Source organism: Mesorhizobium sp. B1-1-1 (genome assembly GCF_006442955.1).
Classification (GTDB): domain Bacteria; phylum Pseudomonadota; class Alphaproteobacteria; order Rhizobiales; family Rhizobiaceae; genus Mesorhizobium.
On the sequence record NZ_VFWW01000008.1, the window covers coordinates 91,942 to 111,148 of the forward strand.

At 63.2% G+C, this 19,207-nt stretch carries 18 protein-coding genes and 1 riboswitch; of the genes, 3 read left to right on the forward strand and 15 right to left on the reverse strand.

Features of this window, described 5'->3' with window-relative positions; all coding sequences use genetic code 11:
• The 15 genes from nuoN to FJ986_RS17895 form a co-directional block, all read right to left on the reverse strand.
• Positions 1–1,437 (reverse strand): NADH-quinone oxidoreductase subunit NuoN, encoded by a 1,437-nt coding sequence (gene nuoN, locus FJ986_RS17825; protein ID WP_140623207.1) that lies wholly within the window; start codon positions 1,435–1,437, stop codon positions 1–3.
• 19 nt (positions 1,438–1,456) lie between these two features.
• The gene (locus tag FJ986_RS17830) at positions 1,457–2,962 is read right to left on the reverse strand and encodes an NADH-quinone oxidoreductase subunit M (RefSeq protein WP_140675283.1); all 1,506 of its coding nucleotides are present in this window, start codon (positions 2,960–2,962) and stop codon (positions 1,457–1,459) included.
• Entirely contained in the window at positions 2,962–4,935 is a 1,974-nt protein-coding gene (gene nuoL, locus FJ986_RS17835) for an NADH-quinone oxidoreductase subunit L (RefSeq protein WP_140516407.1), read from the reverse strand. Before nuoL ends, FJ986_RS17830 begins: the two co-directional genes overlap by 1 nt.
• A 10-nt stretch (positions 4,936–4,945) precedes the next feature.
• On the reverse strand, positions 4,946–5,254 hold the full coding sequence (gene nuoK, locus FJ986_RS17840) for an NADH-quinone oxidoreductase subunit NuoK (RefSeq protein WP_019858930.1): 309 nt from the start codon (positions 5,252–5,254) through the stop codon (positions 4,946–4,948).
• Between the two features lies 1 nt (position 5,255).
• Positions 5,256–5,876: an NADH-quinone oxidoreductase subunit J gene (locus FJ986_RS17845; protein ID WP_140495585.1), complete on the reverse strand. Its 621-nt coding sequence runs from the start codon at positions 5,874–5,876 to the stop codon at positions 5,256–5,258.
• A 225-nt stretch (positions 5,877–6,101) separates the two neighbouring features.
• A complete protein-coding gene (gene nuoI, locus FJ986_RS17850) occupies positions 6,102–6,593 on the reverse strand; it encodes an NADH-quinone oxidoreductase subunit NuoI (RefSeq protein ID WP_140495584.1) in 492 nt (163 codons plus the stop codon).
• On the reverse strand, positions 6,593–7,636 hold the full coding sequence (gene nuoH, locus FJ986_RS17855; protein WP_140495583.1) for an NADH-quinone oxidoreductase subunit NuoH: 1,044 nt from the start codon (positions 7,634–7,636) through the stop codon (positions 6,593–6,595). The genes nuoI and nuoH overlap by 1 nt, the downstream gene beginning before the upstream one ends.
• Positions 7,637–7,638: 2 nt before the next feature.
• Positions 7,639–9,720, reverse strand: a complete 2,082-nt coding sequence (nuoG, locus tag FJ986_RS17860) for an NADH-quinone oxidoreductase subunit NuoG (RefSeq protein WP_140675286.1) — start codon at positions 9,718–9,720, stop codon at positions 7,639–7,641.
• Positions 9,721–9,793: 73 nt separating this feature from the next.
• Complete coding sequence (locus FJ986_RS17865) at positions 9,794–10,489, reverse strand: NADH-ubiquinone dehydrogenase (RefSeq protein ID WP_140495581.1); 696 nt, start codon at positions 10,487–10,489, stop codon at positions 9,794–9,796.
• Between the two features lie 76 nt (positions 10,490–10,565).
• Complete coding sequence (nuoF, locus tag FJ986_RS17870; protein ID WP_140516413.1) at positions 10,566–11,870, reverse strand: NADH-quinone oxidoreductase subunit NuoF; 1,305 nt, start codon at positions 11,868–11,870, stop codon at positions 10,566–10,568.
• Between the two features lie 10 nt (positions 11,871–11,880).
• On the reverse strand, positions 11,881–13,158 hold the full coding sequence (locus tag FJ986_RS17875; RefSeq protein WP_140675289.1) for an NADH-quinone oxidoreductase subunit E: 1,278 nt from the start codon (positions 13,156–13,158) through the stop codon (positions 11,881–11,883).
• A complete protein-coding gene (locus FJ986_RS17880; protein WP_140495578.1) occupies positions 13,159–14,349 on the reverse strand; it encodes an NADH-quinone oxidoreductase subunit D in 1,191 nt (396 codons plus the stop codon).
• Entirely contained in the window at positions 14,349–14,951 is a 603-nt protein-coding gene (locus FJ986_RS17885; RefSeq protein ID WP_140495577.1) for an NADH-quinone oxidoreductase subunit C, read from the reverse strand. Before FJ986_RS17885 ends, FJ986_RS17880 begins: the two co-directional genes overlap by 1 nt.
• Before the next feature lie 4 nt (positions 14,952–14,955).
• Positions 14,956–15,537 carry an NADH-quinone oxidoreductase subunit B gene (locus tag FJ986_RS17890; protein ID WP_140495576.1) on the reverse strand — a complete coding sequence of 194 codons (582 nt, stop codon included), beginning with the start codon at positions 15,535–15,537 and terminating at the stop codon, positions 14,956–14,958.
• Positions 15,528–15,893 (reverse strand): NADH-quinone oxidoreductase subunit A, encoded by a 366-nt coding sequence (locus FJ986_RS17895; protein WP_140495575.1) that lies wholly within the window; start codon positions 15,891–15,893, stop codon positions 15,528–15,530. The genes FJ986_RS17890 and FJ986_RS17895 overlap by 10 nt, the downstream gene beginning before the upstream one ends.
• A 333-nt stretch (positions 15,894–16,226) precedes the next feature.
• Between FJ986_RS17895 and FJ986_RS17900 the strand changes: the two genes are divergently transcribed.
• The 3 genes from FJ986_RS17900 (at position 16,227) to cobW (ending at position 19,199) form a co-directional block, all read left to right on the forward strand.
• Positions 16,227–17,426, forward strand: coding sequence for a winged helix-turn-helix domain-containing protein (locus FJ986_RS17900; RefSeq protein ID WP_140495574.1), 1,200 nt, complete (start codon positions 16,227–16,229; stop codon positions 17,424–17,426).
• A 29-nt stretch (positions 17,427–17,455) separates the two neighbouring features.
• Positions 17,456–17,660: riboswitch (cobalamin riboswitch) on the forward strand.
• Between the two features lie 37 nt (positions 17,661–17,697).
• Positions 17,698–18,144, forward strand: coding sequence for a DUF1636 family protein (locus FJ986_RS17905; protein ID WP_140495573.1), 447 nt, complete (start codon positions 17,698–17,700; stop codon positions 18,142–18,144).
• 2 nt (positions 18,145–18,146) lie between these two features.
• Positions 18,147–19,199, forward strand: coding sequence for a cobalamin biosynthesis protein CobW (gene cobW, locus FJ986_RS17910; protein ID WP_140495572.1), 1,053 nt, complete (start codon positions 18,147–18,149; stop codon positions 19,197–19,199).
• Positions 19,200–19,207 lie beyond the last annotated feature (8 nt).

Consider the following 19,207-nt stretch of genomic DNA (forward strand, 5'->3'; position numbering starts at 1 on the left):
TCAGAAGAATGTCTTGGCGGCGGCTTCGGCATAGGTGCCGATCGGACCGCCGATCAGCACATAGAACAGCACGAAAGCGCCGGAGACACCGAGTACGAGGCGCAATTCACTGGCCATCGGCACGAAGCCGCCGACCGGTTCGTCGAACCACATGATCTTGATGATGCGCAGGTAATAATAGGCGCCCACTACCGAGGCCAGCACGCCGATGATCGCCAGCGCGTAGAGGTTGGCATTGATGGCGGCGAGAAAGACGTACCACTTCCCCCAGAAGCCGGCAAGCGGCGGGATGCCGGCCAGCGAGAACATCAGGATGGTCAGGATCGTCGCCATGATCGGGTTGGTCGAGGACAGGCCTGCCAGGTCGCTGATCTGCTCGACATTGCCTTCCTTGCGCCGCATGGCGAGGATGAAGGCGAAGGTGCCGAGCGTCATCACCAGATAGATCAGCATGTAGATGGCGACGCCGCGCACGCCGGCCTGGCTGTTGGCGGCAAGGCCAACCAGCGCGTAGCCCATATGGCCGATCGAGGAATAGGCCATCAGGCGCTTGATATTAGTCTGGCCGATCGCCGCGAAAGAGCCGAGCGCCATCGACGCGATCGAGATGAAGACGATGATCTGCTGCCAGTCGGAAGCGATCGGCTTGAACGCGCCCATGGTGACGCGCACGATCAGCGCCATAGCCGCCATTTTGGGTGCCGCCGCCAGGAAAGCCGTCACCGGTGTCGGCGCACCCTCATAGACGTCGGGCGTCCACATGTGGAACGGCACCGCCGAGATCTTGAAGGCGAGGCCGGCCAGCACGAAGACCAGGCCGAAGACGAGGCCAAGCTGGCGCTCTCCGCCGCCCAGCGCCGTCGCGATCTCCTGGAACCCGGTGTTGCCGGTATAGCCATAGACCAGGCTGATGCCATAGAGCAGCATGCCCGATGATAGCGCGCCGAGGACGAAGTACTTCAGGCCCGCCTCGGTCGAGCGCAGGTTCTCGCGGTTGATCGCGCACAAGACATAGATCGCCAGCGACTGAAGCTCGAGGCCGAGATAGAGCCCGATCATGCTGTTGGCGGAGATCATCAGCATCATGCCGAGCGTGCACAGAAGGATCAGCACCGGATATTCGAACTTGTCGAACCGCTCCGCCCTGGCGAAGCGCATCGACATGATCAGCGTCACCGCCGAGCCCACCAGCGCCAGCAGCTTCATGAAGCGGGCAAAGGAATCCTGGATGAAGGCATTGCCGTAGGCGCTGCCCTGCCCGGTGGAGAAGATCAGCCAGGCGCCCGATATCACCAGCACGGCAACGGCAAGGCCGGTCACGGTGTTGGCGGTGTTGGCGCGCGAATAGGCCCCGACCATCAGCAGCGCGAGCGCGCCGATGGCAAGGATCAGCTCGGGCGTCGAGAGCGACAGGCTGGAGAGAAGGTCCGGCGTCATGGTTCGCAAAACCCCTGGGTCAGTTCGCCGCCGCGGTCTGCGCGGCGCCGATGGATGCGGTGACATTGGTGACGAGCGACTTGACCGACTGGGCCGTCGCGTCGAAGACGGGAGCGGGATAGACGCCGAAGAAGATGACCAGCACGACCAGCGGATAGATGATCGCCTTCTCGCGGGTCGACAGGTCGAGCAGGCCCTTGAGGCTGTCCTTGGTCAGCGCGCCGAAGATCACCCGGCGGTAGAGCCAGAGCGCGTAGGCGGCCGACAGGATGACGCCGGTGGCAGCGAAAAACGCCACCCAGGTATTGACCCGGAACACGCCGAGCATGGTCAGGAACTCGCCGACGAAGCCTGACGTGCCCGGCAGGCCGACATTGGCCATGGTGAAGATCAGGAACACGGTGGCGTATTTCGGCATGTTGTTGACCAGGCCGCCATAGGCGGCGATCTCACGCGTGTGCATGCGGTCATAGATGACGCCGACGCACAGGAACAGCGCGCCCGAGACCAGGCCGTGGCTGAGCATCTGGAAGATCGCGCCCTGCACGCCTTCCTGGTTCATGGCGAAGATGCCCATGGTCACGAAGCCCATATGGGCGACCGACGAATAGGCGATCAGCTTCTTCATGTCCTCCTGCATCAGCGCCACCAGCGAGGTGTAGATGATGGCGACGACCGAAAGTGCGAAGACCAGCGGCGCGAACATCTCGGACGCCAGCGGGAACATCGGCAAGGAGAACCGCAGGAAGCCGTATCCGCCCATCTTCAGCAGAATGGCGGCCAGGATCACCGAACCGGCTGTCGGCGCCTCGACATGCGCATCCGGCAGCCAGGTATGCACCGGCCACATCGGCATCTTCACCGCGAACGAGGCGAAGAAGGCGAGCCACAGCCATGTCTGCATGTTGGCGGGGAAATTGTGCGTCAACAGCGTCGGGATATCGGTCGTGCCGGACTGGTAGAACATCGCCATGATGGCGAGCAGCATCAGCACCGAGCCGGCGAGCGTGTAGAGGAAGAACTTGAACGAGGCATAGACGCGCCGCTTGCCGCCCCAGACGCCGATGATGATGAACATCGGGATCAGGCCGGCTTCGAAGAAGACGTAGAACAGCACGATGTCGAGCGCGCAGAACACGCCGATCATCAGCGTCTCGAGCAGCAGGAAGGCGATCATGTAGGCCTTGACGCGCTTTTCGATCGCTTCCCACGACGCCAGGATGCAGAGCGGCATCAGGAATGTCGTCAGGATGACGAACAGCATCGAAATGCCGTCGACGCCCATATGGTAGGAGATGCCGGAATCGAGCCAGGCGACCTTCTCGACGAACTGGAAGCCGGCTTGCGAATTGTCGAAGCCGGTCCAGATGAACAGCGAGACGATGAAGGTGAACGTCGTCGTCAGCAGCGCGATGGCGCGGATGTTGCGGCGTTCGTTTTCGCTGTCGTCGTTGATGAACAGGATGAGCAGCACACCAACCAGCGGCAGGAAGGTGACCAGCGAGAGAATTGGCCAGGCGGTCATCAGAGCATCATCCAGGTGACGAATGCGGCAACGCCGATCAGCATGGCGAAGGCATAGTGATAGAGATAGCCGGTCTGCAGCTTGACGACGCGGTTGGTGACATCGACGACGCGTGCCGAGATGCCGTCAGGCCCGAGACCGTCGATGACGGTGCCGTCGCCGGTCTTCCACAGGAAGGAACCGAGGCGTTTGGCCGGCCGCACAAAGAGGAAGTCATAGAGCTCGTCGAAATACCATTTGTTGAGCAGGAAGGCATAGAGCCCGCGATGCTGGGCGGCCAGATTGACCGGCATTTCCGGCGAGCGGATGTAGAACTTCCACGCCAGCGCCAGGCCGATCAGCATGGCGATGAACGGCGACAGCTCGACCCATAGCGGCAGTTCGTGAATGTCGTGCAGGATGTGATTGTCCGGCAGCGTGAACAGCGACGCCTTCCAGAATTCGGCATAGCCTTCGCCAATGAAGGCACCGTGGAAGATGATGCCGGCAAACAGCGCGCCCGCCGCCAGCACGAACAGCGGCACCAGCATCACCGGCGGCGATTCATGGACATGGTGCATCACCTCATGGCTCGCCCGCGGCCTGCCGTGGAAGGTCATGAAGATCAGCCGCCAGGAATAGAAGGAGGTGAAGCCGGCGGCGATCACCAGCAGCACGAAGGCGAGGCCCGCCACGGAATTATGCCCGGCAAAGGCCGTCTCGATGATGGCATCCTTGGAGAAGAACCCGGCGGTGCCGATGACGGTGACCGGAATGCCGACGCCGGTCAGCGCCAGCGTGCCGATTACCATCATCCAGTAGGTCGTCGGGATCAGCGTCCTCAGGCCGCCCATCTTGCGCATGTCCTGCTCGTCGGAAACCGCATGGATGACCGAGCCCGAGCCGAGGAACAGCAGCGCCTTGAAGAAGGCATGCGTGAACAGGTGGAAGATCGCCGCGCCATAGGCGCCGACGCCGAGCGCCACGAACATGTAGCCAAGTTGCGAGCAGGTCGAATAGGCGATGACGCGCTTGATGTCGTTCTGGACCAGGCCGACGGTCGCCGCGAAGAAGGCGGTGAAGGCGCCGATGAAGGTCACCACCGTCAGCGCCGAATGCGACAGCTCGAACAGCGGCGACAGCCGCGCCAGCATGAACACGCCGGCCGTCACCATTGTGGCGGCATGGATGAGCGCCGAGACCGGCGTCGGACCTTCCATGGCGTCCGGCAGCCAGGTGTGCAGCGGCACCTGCGCCGACTTGCCCATGGCACCCATGAACAGCAGCAGGCAGACGATCGTCATCGCTGCCTGCTTGTCCAGCGCATAACCGAGGAAGGTCAGCACCGCAGCACCTTGCGGGGCGCCTTCAGCCGGGATGAACGTCGCCGCATTGGCGAAGATGGTGCCGAGATTGACCGAGCCGAACAGCACGAACACGCCGAAGATGCCGAGCGCGAAGCCGAAATCGCCGACGCGGTTGACGACGAAGGCCTTGATGGCCGCGGCGTTGGCCGAGGGCTTCTTGTACCAGAAGCCGATCAGCAGGTAGGACGCCAGGCCCACCCCTTCCCAACCGAAGAACATCTGCACGAGGTTGTCGGCCGTCACCAGCATCAGCATGGCGAAGGTGAACAGCGACAGATAGGCAAAGAAACGCGGCCGGTTCGGATCGTGGTGCATGTAGCCGATCGAGTAGATATGGACCAGCGCCGACACGGTGTTGACCACCACCAGCATGACCACCGTCAGAGTGTCGATCCTGAGCGCCCAGGACGCCTCCAGTCCGCCGGACTGGATCCAGCGCAGCACCGGCACGGTGAACACCTCGCCATGGCCGAAGCCGACGGTGAAGAAAGCAACCCACGACAGCACCGCCGCGATCACCAGGAAGCCGGAGGTGATGTATTCGGACGCCTTGGCGCCGAGCGACGTGCCGAACAGGCCGACGATCAGGAAGCCGAGCAGCGGAAGGAAGACGATGGCCTGGTACATGGTGGTTCCGTCAACCCTTCATCATGTTCACGTCTTCGACCGCGATCGAGCCGCGGTTGCGGAAGAAGACGACGAGAATGGCAAGTCCGATGGCGGCCTCCGCCGCCGCGACCGTCAGCACGAACAGCGCGAACACCTGGCCGACGAGGTCGCCGAGAGCCGCCGAAAAGGCGACGAAATTGATATTGACCGCAAGCAGGATCAACTCGACCGACATCAGGATGACGATCACGTTCTTACGGTTCAGGAAGATGCCGAACACGCCGAGCGTGAAAAGGATCGCCGATACGGTCAGATAATGTGCGATGCCGACGACCATCTCAGACTCCTTCGCCCGACTTGACCTTGCGGATTTCCATGCCCGTCGCCGCCGTGCGGGCGACCTGGGCTGCGATCGACTGCCGCTTGACCCCTTCCTTGTGGCGCAGCGTCAAAACGATGGCACCGATCATGGCCACCAGCAGCACGAGGCCCGAGATCTGGAAGTAGTAGAGGTAGTCCGTATAGAGGATGTCGCCGAGCGCTGCCGTATTCGAGCGCGCCGCGAGATCGGGAATCGGCTTCGATACCGTCGAGGCGAGCTGCGGCGCGAAGGTATAGCCGCCGAGCACCACGATCAGTTCCGCCGCCAGGATCAGTCCGACCAGCGCGCCGATCGGCGCATATTGCAGAGCGCCCTCCTTCATCTCGGCGAAGTCGACGTCGAGCATCATGACGACGAACAGGAACAGCACCATGACAGCGCCGACATAGACGACGAGCAGAATCATCGCCAGGAACTCGGCGCCCGTCAGCATGAACAGGCCGGCGGCGTTGAAGAAGGTCAGGATCAGGAACAGCACCGAATGCACGGGGTTGCGCGACGAAATGACCATGAACGCCGACGCCACGGCGACAAAGGCGAAGAGGTAGAAAAAGGCCGCCTCTAGTCCACTCAGCATTGGGGTTCCCCCGGTTCCTGTCCAAACAGGACGTTCGTCCTGTTTGTTGTCTGTGGCTTCGTTCCGCCTCCGGTGCGAAGCCGCGTTGTCCTAGCCCATGTTCCAACCGGGTTGAAAGACCCGGCGCAAAGAAACATGGGCAACTCTGAAGTCCTGAGGGATGACCTTGCCTGAAATGCTTCGGGTCATCCCCGGACAAGGGCCCTCGCCCCTGTCCATGCGATATCAGCGGTACGGTGCGTCCAGCGAGATGTTGCGCGCCAGTTCGCGCTCCCACCGGTCGCCATTCGCCAGCAGCCTATCCTTGTCGTAGTAGAGTTCCTCGCGCGTCTCGGTCGCGAATTCGAAATTCGGCCCCTCGACGATGGCGTCGACCGGGCAGGCTTCCTGGCAGAAGCCGCAATAGATGCACTTCACCATATCGATGTCGTAGCGCACGGTACGGCGCGTGCCGTCGTTGCGGCGCGGGCCGGCCTCGATGGTGATGGCCTGCGCCGGGCAGATCGCCTCGCACAATTTGCAGGCTATGCAGCGTTCCTCGCCATTGGGATAACGGCGCAAGGCATGCTCGCCGCGGAAGCGCGGGCTCACCGGCCCTTTCTCGTGCGGATAATTGATCGTCTCCTTCGGCGCGAAGAACTGGCGCATCGACAAGAAGAAGGCGCTGACGAAATCCTTCAGCAGCAGCGATTTGGCGGCCTGGGACAGAGCGGACATCACGCAAACCCCGTGATCTTGAGGAAGGCGGCGGTCAGCACCACCATGAACAGCGAGATCGGCAGGAACACCTTCCAGCCAAGCCGCATCAGCTGGTCGTAGCGGTAACGCGGCACGAACGCTTTCACCATGGAGAACATGAAGAACATCAGGCAGATCTTGAGCACGAACCAGATCACCCCCGGCACCCAGGTGAAGGGCGCGAAGTCGAACGGCGGCAGCCAGCCGCCGAGGAACAGGATGGTGGCCAGCGCGCACATCAGCACGACGGCGACATATTCGCCGAGGAAGAACAGCAGGAACGGCGTCGACGAATATTCGACCATGTGGCCGGCGACCAGTTCCGATTCGGCTTCGACGAGGTCGAAAGGCGGGCGATTCGTCTCGGCTAGCGCCGAGATGAAGAAGATGACGAACATCGGCAACAGCGACAGCCAGTGCCAGTCGAGGAAGGTGTTGGGCAGGCCGAGCCTGGTGCCGAGCCCATCCTGCTGCGACAGCACGATGTCGGACAGGTTGAGCGAGCCGACGCAAAGCAGCACGGTGACGATGACGAAGCCGATCGAGACCTCGTAGGACACCATTTGTGCGGCCGAACGCAGCGCCCCGAGGAACGGATATTTCGAATTGGACGCCCAGCCGCCCATGATCACGCCATAGACCTCGAGCGAGGAGATGGCGAAGACATAGAGGATACCCACATTGACGTTGGCGACGGCCCAGCCCTGGCTGACCGGAATGACCGCCCAGGCCGAGATCGCCAGAACCGCCGATACCAACGGCGCCAAAAGGAACACGCCCTTGTTGGCGCCGGACGGGATCACCGGCTCCTTGAAGACGAACTTCAACAGGTCGGCAAAGGCCTGCAGCGTGCCCCAGGGGCCGACGACGTTCGGGCCGCGGCGCAGTTGCACCGCCGCCCAGATCTTGCGGTCGGCATAGAGCAGGTAGGCGACGGCGATGAGAAGCACGACGATCAGCACGACCGACTTCAACACGATGATCAGCGCCGGCAGCACGTAGAAGGAGAAGAAGGTGTCCATACTTATTCCGCCGCCTGCTTGAAGCCGCTCTTGGCCAGCGCAGAGCACTCCGCCATCACGGCAGAGGCCCGCGCGATCGGGTTGGTCAGGTAGAAGTCCTGGACCGGCGACGTGAACGTGCCCTTGTTCAGCCGTCCGCCAAGCTTCGCCACATTGGCGATATCCTCGGCATTGCCCGCAGCAACCTGGTCGATGCGGGCAAGATGCGGGTATTCGCCGTAGAGTTTAGCGCGCAGCTGCGGCAGCGAATCAAACGGCAACTTCTTGCCCAGTACATCCGACAATGCCCTGACGATGGCCCAATCCTCGCGCGCGTCGCCCGGCGCGAAGCCGGCGCGGTTGGTCTGCTGCACGCGCCCTTCCGTGTTGACATAGGTGCCCGACTTCTCGGTGTAGGCAGCGCCCGGCAGGATGACGTTGGCGCGGTGCGCGCCGGCATCGCCATGGGTGCCCACATAGACCACGAAAGCGCCGCCGGTCTTTGCCATGTCGATCTCGTCGGCGCCGAGCAGGAACAGCACGTCCGTCTCGCCCAGCATGCCGGCGACGTTCCTGCCGCCCTCGCTCGGCACGAAGCCAAGGTCGAGGCCGCCGACGCGTCCAGCCGCATTGTGCAGCACGGCAAAGCCGTTCCAGTCCGCGCGCGCGGCGTTCACGGCCATGGCGAGCTTCGCTGCCTGGCCGAGCACCGCCGCGCCATCGGGGCGTGCCAGCGCGCCCTGGCCGACGATGATGAGCGGATGCGTGGCCTTCTTCAGCACCTGGAAGAACTTGCCATCGCCGTCGGCCAGATCCTTGAGCGATTCCGGTCCTGCGCCCAGCAGTTCGTAGTCATAGCGTGTATCCCCGACATCGCCGATGACGCCGACCGGCAGATTGCCGACCCGCCAGCGCTTGCGGATGCGGGCGTTGAGCACCGAGGCTTCGAAGCGCGGATTGGCGCCGATGATCAGCACCGCGTCCGCCTGTTCGATGCCTTCGATGGTGGGGTTGAAAATGTAGCTTGCCCGGCCAAGCGACGGGTCGAGCGCGGCGCCGTCCTGGCGGCAATCCATGTTCTTCGAACCGAGTGCGGCCATCAGGAGCTTCAGCGCGTAGATTTCCTCGACCGCGGCAAGATCGCCCGCTATGGCGCCGATCTTCTCGGGCGTAGTCTTCGACACGGCGTCCTTGATCGCCGTGAAGGCCTCGGCCCAGCTCGCCGGGACCAGCTTACCGTCCTTGCGTACATAGGGCCGGTCGAGACGCTGCGTGCGCAGGCCGTCCCAGATGAAGCGGGTCTTGTCGGAGATCCACTCCTCGTTCACCGCCTCGTTGACGCGCGGCAGGATGCGCATCACCTCGCGGCCGCGGCTGTCGACGCGGATCGCCGAGCCGACGGCATCCATGACGTCGATGGATTCGGTCTTGGTCAGTTCCCACGGCCGTGCCTGGAAGGCGAAAGGCTTGGAGGTCAGCGCGCCGACGGGGCACAGGTCGATGACATTGCCCTGCAGCTCCGAGGTCATCGCCTGCTCGAGATAGGTGGTGATCTCGGCATCCTCGCCGCGGCCGATCAGGCCGAGTTCGGAAATGCCGGCAACCTCGGTGGTGAAGCGAACGCAGCGCGTGCAGTGGATGCAGCGGTTCATCACCGTCTTGACCAGCGGGCCGATATACTTGTCTTCGACCGCGCGCTTGTTCTCGTGATAGCGCGAGGAATCAACGCCGAAGGCCATCGCCTGGTCCTGCAGGTCGCATTCGCCGCCCTGGTCGCAGATCGGGCAATCCAGCGGATGGTTGATCAGCAGGAATTCCATCACGCCTTCCCTGGCCTTCTTGACCATCGGCGTGTTGGTGAAGATTTCCGGCGCTTCTCCGTTCGGACCGGGACGCAGGTCGCGCACGCCCATGGCGCAGGACGCTTGCGGCTTGGGCGGCCCGCCCTTCACCTCGATCAGGCACATGCGGCAATTGCCGGCGATCGACAACCGCTCGTGGAAGCAGAAGCGCGGCACTTCCGCGCCCGCGTCCTCTGCCGCCTGCAGCAGCGTGTAATGGTCGGGTACAGTGATTTCTTTCCCGTCGACCTTGAGCTTTGCCATTCGCCTCAAACCTCTGCGGATTTCCCGCAATCTCATTTCCCGGGCGCGACAGACGCGGCGCCCGGCATTTCACTCACTTCTTCGCGGCCAGCACAGCCGCCTGGGCAATCCAGTCGTCGCGCACGATACGGCCGTTGAACGACAGGTAGTCGTCGACCCAGGCGATCTCTTCGGGCGACCAGTCGGCGATCTGGCGGAACGTCCATATGCCGAGCCCGTTGAGCACCGTCTCCAGCTTCGGGCCGATGCCCGATATCTTCTTGAGATCCGAAGGCTTCGCCGGCCTCTCGATAGCCTTGGGCTGCCGGAAATCCTCGGGCAGCAGCACATCCGAAAGCTCGTCCGCTGACCGCCCCGCCTGTGCCGCCGGCACCGTGGTGGCGGCCTCCCTGGCGGCAATGTCGGTGACTTCCTGCGCGAAGGACTGCGCCTCCGCAATCAGGGTCTTGGCCGTCGCCCGCGCTCTGGTGGATGAAAGGCTCGCATCCTCGAATTGTTCGACGCGCGCCTCGAAATCCTCGATGAGCGGCTGCATGAGGCGTTGCGACGCCTCGGCTGCGCCCGACAGCGCGCCCAACCAGACGCCGAAAGCGTGGTTGGCGAGCCCAAGTCCCAGAGCCGACATCGCCGCCGCGCCCGCGACAGGGTGCGCCAGAAGGTTGACGGCGCCGGCCATCTCCTTCGGCATCATCCTGGTCAGGTCCTGGTTCATCTTCTCGATCTGGTCCAAATTGGGCATCAACGGGTGGGGTGTCGAATACGGCGCCATAGAATTCTCCTGGTCGTTTCTTCGTTCGCCCCGCCCCGTTCTTCTCGCTCCGGGCTATCGCCCATTCAATGCTTCTCTATTCCGCCGCCACCAACACCGGCTCGGCCCGGTGCGCGTTGCGCGAAAACTCGTCGATGCGCCGCTCCACCTCGCCGCGGAAGTGCCGCATCAGGCCCTGGATCGGCCAAGCGGCCGCGTCGCCCAGCGCGCAGATCGTGTGGCCTTCGACCTGCTTGGTCACGTCGAGCAGCATATCGATCTCGCGCTTCTGCGCCTCGCCGCGCACCAGCCGTTCCATCACCCGCCACATCCAGCCGGTGCCTTCACGGCACGGCGTGCATTGGCCGCAGCTCTCATGCTTGTAGAAGTAGGACAGCCGCGCGATGGCTTTGACGACATCGGTCGACTTGTCCATGACGATGACGGCCGCCGTGCCGAGGCCGGATTTGAGGTCGCGCAGCGCGTCGAAATCCATCGGCGTATCGATGATCTGCTCGGCCGGCACCAGCGGCACCGAGGCGCCGCCAGGAATGACCGCCAGAAGATTGTCCCAGCCGCCACGGATGCCGCCGCAATGCGTCTCGATCAGCTCGCGGAACGGGATCGACATCGCCTCTTCGACGGTGCACGGATTGTTGACGTGGCCGGAGACGCAGAACAGCTTGGTGCCGACATTGTTGGGCCGGCCGAAGGATGAGAACCAGGCCGCGCCCCGGCGCAGGATCGTCGGCGCCACCGCGATCGATTCGACGTTGTTGACGGTGGTCGGGCAGCCATAAAGGCCGACATTGGCCGGAAATGGTGGCTTCAGCCTGGGCTGGCCCTTCTTTCCCTCGAGGCTTTCGAGCAGCGCCGTCTCCTCGCCGCAGATATAAGCCCCGGCGCCATGGTGCATATAGACGTCGAAATCGTAGCCTGAAGTGTTGCCCTTGCCGATCAGCCTGGCCTCATAGGCCTCGTCGATGGCACGCTGCAGCGCCTCGCGCTCGCGGATGAACTCGCCGCGCACATAGATGTAGGCCGCGACCGCGCCCATGGCGAAGCCGGCGAGCAAGGCGCCTTCGACCAGCGTGTGCGGATCGTTGCGCAGAATGTCGCGGTCCTTGCAGGTACCGGGCTCGGATTCGTCGGCATTGATGACGAGATAACTCGGCCGGCCATCGCTCTGCTTGGGCATGAACGACCATTTCAGGCCGGTCGGGAAACCGGCGCCGCCGCGGCCGCGCAGGCCCGACGCCTTCATCTCGTTGACAATCCACTCGCGCCCCTTGGCGACGATGCCGGGCGTGTTGTCCCAGGCGCCTCGCGCCATTGCGCCGGCCAGCGACTTGTCGAAGAGGCCGTAGATGTTGGTGAAGATGCGGTCTTTGTCCTGAAGCATTGTTCGTCCCTCAGACCGGCTTCTTGCCGAAGACGCGGATATATTCGGCGACGCCGCCCTTGGCGAGCGCCTTGGCCTGCTTGACCCAGTCGTCTCGCTCGATGCGGCCGCGGAAGGAGAGATAGCTGTCCACCCACTCCCGTTCGGCCTTCTTCCAAGACGCAACCTGGGCGAAGGTGAAGATGCCGAGCGAATGCAGGATGCTCTCGGTCCTCGGGCCGACGCCGGAGATCAGCTTGAGATCGTCGACCAGCGCCGGCCTGGCGATGCCGGCCGGCCGGTTCGTGTCTTCCAACGAAGGCTTGGCCGCTTTGGCGGGAAGCTTGGTTTCCGGCGACTTGAACGCGGAAGCCGGCTCAGCCTTGTTCAGGGGGCCGCTGCGCGGCTTCAAAACTTTCTCGACCTCGGGCGCCGCCTTGTTGGCGTTTGTCGCCGAGTGGCGGGGAGCCGCGACGCTCGCCGCTTTTTCCGTTGCCGACGCGACCTTGGCCGGCGACGGCGTTTTCAGCGCCGGGCTGGTTTCAGCCGCATCGGTTTTCGGCTTGCTGGCATTGGACGGCGCGACAGGGGTGGCGGCCGGCGTTGGCACCGGCGCCGCGATGATCGCGTCGGGTGCCGCCTTGGCGGCCTTGGCGGCTTCCCTGGCCTCCCTGTCACGGGTCGACTTGAGGATCGCCTTCTCGCTTTTCAGCGTCGTGAGGCCGGCGGCCGGCTCCGAGCCGGTGCGGCCGTTCTGCGGCCCCGGCGTCACCGAGGCGCCCTTGCCCGCATCGTAGAGATCTATGATTTCGGCCAGCCGTTCCGGCGTCAGGTCTTCGAACGTGTCCTTGAAGATCATGACCATCGGCGCGTTGACGCAGGCGCCGAGGCATTCGACCTCTTCCCACGACAGCGTTCCCTTGTCGTTGGCGTGGAACTGGTCATGGTGGATCTTGGAGCGGCACACGTCCATCAGCGCTTCCGAGCCACGCAGCATGCAGGGCGTGGTGCCGCAAACCTGGATGTGCGCCCGCGTGCCGACAGGATTCAGCTGGTACTGCGTGTAGAAGGTCGCGACCTCGAGCCCGCGGATGCGCGGCATGCCGAGCATGTCCGAAATCGTCTCGATCGCCGCCTTGGTGACCCAGCCTTCCTGCTCCTGCGCCAGCATCAGCAGTGGAATGATCGCAGACTGTTCCCGGCCCTTCGGGTACTTCTTGATCCATTGCTTGGCCGCGGCCGCGTTCGCCCGGTTGAAGGCGAAGGATGCTGGCTGGACGCTGGCTTCTGCGAGACGACGGACTGACATTTAGCGATCGACCTCACCAAACACGATGTCGAGGGAGCCGAGGACGGCGGTGACGTCGGCCAGCATGTGACCGCGGCACAGGAAATCCATGGCCTGGAGATGCGCGAAACCGGGCGCGCGCAGCTTGCAGCGATAAGGCTTGTTGGTGCCGTCGGAGACCAGATAGACGCCGAACTCGCCCTTGGGCGCCTCGACCGCCGCATAGACCTCGCCGGCCGGCACGCGGTAGCCCTCGGTGTAGAGCTTGAAGTGGTGGATCAGCGCTTCCATCGAGCGCTTCATCGCCTGGCGCTTCGGCGGCACGACCTTGCCGTCGAGGTTCGACACCGGCCCGGCGCTTTCCTTGCCGAGCAGGAGATCGATGCACTGGCGCATGATCTTCGCCGACTGGCGCATCTCTTCCATGCGCACGAGGTAGCGGTCGAAACAGTCGCCGTTCTTGCCGATCGGAATATCGAAATCGAGCTCCGAATAGCATTCATAGGGCTGCGATCTGCGCAGGTCCCAGGCAGCGCCCGAGCCGCGCACCATGACGCCGGAAAAGCCCCAGGCCCAGGCGTCGGCCAGCGAAACCGTGCCGATATCGACATTACGCTGCTTGAAGATGCGATTGCCGGTCAGCAACTGATCGAGGTCGTCGATCGACTTCAGGAACGGATCGATCCACTTGCCGATGTCCTCGAGCAGCTTCTGCGGCAGGTCCTGGTGAACGCCGCCCGGACGGAAATAGGCGGCATGCATGCGCGAACCCGAGGCGCGCTCATAGAACACCATCAGCTTTTCGCGCTCGACGAAGCCCCACAGAGGCGGCGTCAGCGCGCCGACGTCCAGCGCCTGCGTCGTCACATTGAGGATGTGCGACATGATGCGGCCGATCTCGCAGTAGAGCACGCGGATCAGCTGACCGCGCTTCGGCACCTCGATGCCGAGCAGGCGCTCGGCGGCCAGTGCGAAGGCATGCTCCTGGTTCATCGGCGCGCAATAGTCGAGCCGGTCGAGATAAGGCACTGCCTGCAGGTAGGTTTTGTGCTCGATCAGCTTTTCGGTGCCGCGATGCAAGAGCCCGATATGCGGATCGACACGATCGACCACTTCGCCGTCCAACTCCAGAACCAATCTCAAAACACCATGCGCGGCAGGGTGTTGCGGTCCGAAGTTGATGTTAAAATTGCGGACGGAAGTTTCGGCCATTACTGCTTTGCCTTCTCATCCCCTGGCAGCACGTAATCGGTGCCTTCCCATGGGGACAGAAAATCGAAATTGCGGAATTCCTGCTTCAGTTCCACCGGCTCGTAGATGACGCGCTTAGCTTCGTCGTCGTAACGCACCTCGACGAAGCCGGTCAGCGGGAAATCCTTGCGCAGCGGGTGACCGTCGAAACCGTAATCGGTGAGAATGCGCCGCAGATCGGGGTGACCCGAAAACAGCACGCCATAGAGATCGTAGGTCTCGCGCTCGAACCAATCGGCGCCGGGATAGACGCCGGTGATCGACGGCACCATCGTCTCCTCGTCGGCCTGCACCTTGATGCGGATACGCACGTTCTGCTTCGGCGACAACAGGTGATAGACGACGTCGAAGCGCTTGGCCCGTGACGGATAATCGGCGCCGCAGACATCGATGACCGAGATGAATTGGCAGCGCGGATCGTCGCGCAGGAAAGTCACCACTTCGATCAGATCGCGCGGTTCGACATGGATGGTGAGTTCGCCATAGGCGAACACTGCTTCATTGACGCGGCCAATCAATTTTTCGCCGAGATAGGTCGACAGTTCGCTCAGGGATGCGGCCATGGATTTACCGTTCGATCGTGCCGGTGCGGCGGATCTTCTTCTGCAGCAGAAGAATGCCATAGAGCAGCGCTTCGGCGCTCGGCGGACAGCCGGGCACATAGATGTCGACCGGCACGATGCGGTCGCAGCCGCGCACCACCGAATAGGAATAGTGATAATAGCCGCCGCCATTGGCGCAGGAGCCCATCGAGATGACGTAGCGCGGCTCCGGCATCTGGTCGTAGACCTTGCGCAGCGCCGGAGCCATCTTGTTGGTCAGCGTGCCGGCAACGATCATGATGTCGGACTGGCGCGGAGACGCGCGAGGAGCAACACCGAACCGCTCCGAATCGTAGCGCGGCATCGAGGTGTGGATCATCTCGACGGCGCAGCAGGCGAGGCCGAAGGTCATGAACATCAGCGAGCCGCTGCGCGCCCAGGTGATCAGCGCCTCGGTCGAGGTGACGAGAAAGCCCTTGTCGGCGAGTTCGTTGTTGATTTCGAGGAAGAACGGATCATCGGACCCAACCGGCCTGCCGGTATTGGGATCGATCAGACCCTTGGGCTTCGGCGCGACGAGCGTGCCGGAACTGTCGCTCAATCCCATTCGAGCGCTCCTTTTTTCCATTCATAGGCAAAGCCGATGGTCAGCACCGCCAAAAACACCATCATCGACCAGAAACCGAGCATGCCGATTTTCGAGAACGACACCGCCCACGGAAACAGGAAGGCCACTTCCAGGTCGAAGATGATGAACAGGATCGACACCAGGTAGAAGCGGATGTCGAACTTCATACGGGCGTCATCGAACGAGTTGAACCCGCATTCGTAGGCGGAAAGCTTTTCCGGGTCGGGATTGCGGTAGGCCACCAGGAACGGCGCCACGATAAGCGCGACGCCGACAGCCGCCGCCACTGCGATAAACAGGACGATGGGCAGGTACGAACTGAGAAGTGCGTTCATGCTGCGGCTTTCCGTTGGCGCCAATCCATTTTGATTACAGCACCAGACCCCATTTCGGAAGCGTGACAGTTTAACCGCTGAACCGTTTTAAGGGGCCTTTGCTGCAACGCGGCGAGGGTTAGCGCAGCGCTTCCGGCGAAGCAAGTCAAACCTTGTTCAAAACACTGGCCTGGACGGCATAAGGGAAGAAACTGGTCCGATCCGCTCCTGTCTGATTTCCTTCGCTTTTTACTCCACTTTTCTCTCCTGACAGAGTTGCCGCCAAAACCCTGCTAGCATGGCCGGAATCAACTGTCCGAACGACGCTCAACAAGCCATCAGAGTCGCATCCGAATGAAGGAAAAGATCTCGCTTGCCACGGCCCGGCGTATCGCGCTCGCCGCCCAAGGGTTCACTGATCCCCGCCCCGCCGGCACGCCCGACCGACGCCACTTCGCCCGCGTGCTCTCACGTACCGGCCTGCTGCAGATCGATTCCGTCAGCGCGGTGGTGCGCGCTCACTACATGCCGCTCTATTCGCGCCTTGGTCCCTACCCGTTCGCCTTGCTCGACAACGCCGCCGTCACGCGCAAGCGCACGGTTTTCGAATACTGGGCGCACGAGGCTTCCTTCCTGCCGGTCGAGACCTATCCCCTGATGCGTTGGCGCATGCAGCGCGCGGAGCGTGGCGATGAAATGTATCTGGGTCTCGCCAAATGGGGCCGCGAGCACGCCGCCTATATCGAAGAGATCTACCGCGAGGTCGCGGAGCGCGGCCCGATCGCCGCCTCCGCGCTCGAAGGCCAGAAAGGGTCCGGCGGCTGGTGGGGCTGGAGCCACGCCAAGCATGCCTTCGAATGGCTGTTCTGGGCAGGACGCATCACCACCGCGCACCGCCGTGGCTTCGAACGCTTCTACGATCTGCCCGAGCGCGTGCTGCCGCAGGCGATCCTCGATCTGCCGGTGCCGTCAGCCGAGGACGCGCATCGGGAATTGCTGCGGATATCCGCCCGCGCTCATGGCGTCGCGACAGCAAGCGACCTGCGCGACTATTTCCGCCTGTCGCCGGCCGACATGAAGGGCCGGCTGGAGGAGCTGGTTGAAACAGGCGAGCTGGTGCCGGTGCGTGTCGAGGGCTGGAACAAACCGGCTTACCTCCATAAGGAGGCCCGTATTCCACGAAAAATCGAGGCCCGCGCCTTGCTGGCGCCGTTCGATCCGGTCGTTTTCGAGCGCTCGCGCACGGAGCGGCTGTTCGATTTCCACTACCGCATAGAAATCTACACCCCTGCCGAAAAACGGCAATACGGCTATTACGTCCTGCCGTTCCTGCTCGGCGACAGGATCGTGGCGCGCGTCGACCTCAAGGCCGACCGGCCGGCCAGCGTGCTACGCGTCCACGCGGCCTATGCCGAGCCCGGCGCGCCGCCTGAAACCGCCGCGCAACTCTTCCAGGAATTGACGCAGATGCAGGGCTGGCTCGGCCTCGAACGGATCGAGGTTACGCCCGCCGGCGACCTTGGGCAGCCGCTCGCCGACATTGCCGTGTCGTAGACGCGCGTTGACACCGCCGCCTGCAAGAGCCTAAATCCATTCCAGACGGTCTCCTCTCGGCAAAGGGAGGAGCCAAGAGGGAATGCGGTGCGAAATCTCGATTTCAAATCCGCGGCTGTCCCCGCAACTGTAAGCGACGAGCCAAGGCCGAAAACCACTGGGACGGTCCCGGGAAGGCGGCACGAAGGCGATGACCCGCGAGCCAGGAGACCTGCCGTCTGAGACATAAGAATCCGATCGCCCGGCGGGTTTTCCGGGCAAGGAGCCCGATTTGGAACGCGACAGCAGTTTCCCGGCTGAAACAGCGGACATTTTGTCTGGCGATAGCGACTTGTCTGGCGATAGCGACGCCTTGGCCGGCGTCACTGTCATCATCTGCGCTTCCTGCCGCGACGAGACCGGTTCCGATGCCCATCCCCGCGCCGGCGAAGTTTTGGCTCAAGATACGCGCCAAGCCGCAACGGCCGACAATGTCCGTGTCCGCACCGTCGAATGCCTCGGCAACTGCAAGCGCCGTCTCAGTGCCGCGATTCTTCGCGACGGCTGCTGGAGTTATGTCTTCGGCGACCTGAACATCGCCAGCGGCGCCGATCTCGTCACCGGCGCGAAACTCTTCGCCGCTTCGACCAACGGCCTCATTCCGTGGCGTGGTCGCCCGGATTCCCTCAAGCGCGGCCTCGTCGCCCGCATTCCTCCCCTCGACATGCTGAAGGACTGATCATGACCGCCGCAGTTTCCGCCGCCACTCTCTCCCGCGTCCCCTGTACCGTGGTCACCGGCTTCCTGGGTGCCGGCAAGACCACGCTGGTCCGCCATCTCCTGGAGAACGCGGGCGGCAAGCGGATCGCCATCATCGTCAACGAATTCGGCGACATCGGAATCGACGGCGAGATCCTCAAGGGCTGCGGCATCGACACCTGCCCGGAGGAAAACATCGTCGAACTGGCCAATGGCTGCATCTGCTGCACCGTCGCCGACGATTTCGTCCCGGCGCTCGACCAGATCCTGTCGCTGACGCCGAAGGTCGACCACATCCTGATCGAGACCTCAGGCTTGGCTCTGCCCAAGCCGCTGGTCCAGGCCTTCCAGTGGCCGACAGTGAAGAGCCGGGTGACAGTCGACGGCGTAATCGCCGTGGTCGACGGTCCGGCATTGGCCGAGGGGCGCGTCGCCAACGACATGGACGCCCTGCAGGCGCAACGCGCGCAGGACCAGACACTGGACCACGACGACCCCGTCGAGGAGGTGTTCGAGGACCAGATCGCCTGCGCCGACCTCATCATCCTGTCGAAGAGCGACCTGATGGATGCCGCAGGTTCGGCTCGCGCCAACGCCATCATTGGCGAACACTCCGCCCGCGCCGTGAAGGTCGTGCCGACGGCTCATGGCAAGGTCGATCCGTCCGTGCTGCTCGGGCTAGGCCTCGCCGTCGAGGACGACATCGAGAACCGCAAGTCCCATCATGACGGCGCCTTCGACCACGAGCACGACGACTTCGATACGTTCATCGTCGACATCCCCTCGATCGCCAACCCGGACGACCTGGCAAAGCGCGTCGCGACCGCCGCCGAACAGGAGAACGTGCTGCGGGTGAAAGGCTTCGTCGAGGTCGGCGGCAAGCCGATGCGGCTTTTGCTCCAGGCCGTTGGTCCGCGCGTCAATCATTATTATGACCGCGCCTGGACGGCTGACGACGACCGCCGCTCGCGCCTGGTCGTCATCGGCCTCAAGGGGCTGAACCGCCCGGCGATCGAGCATATCCTCGCCGGCTGAGGCAACAC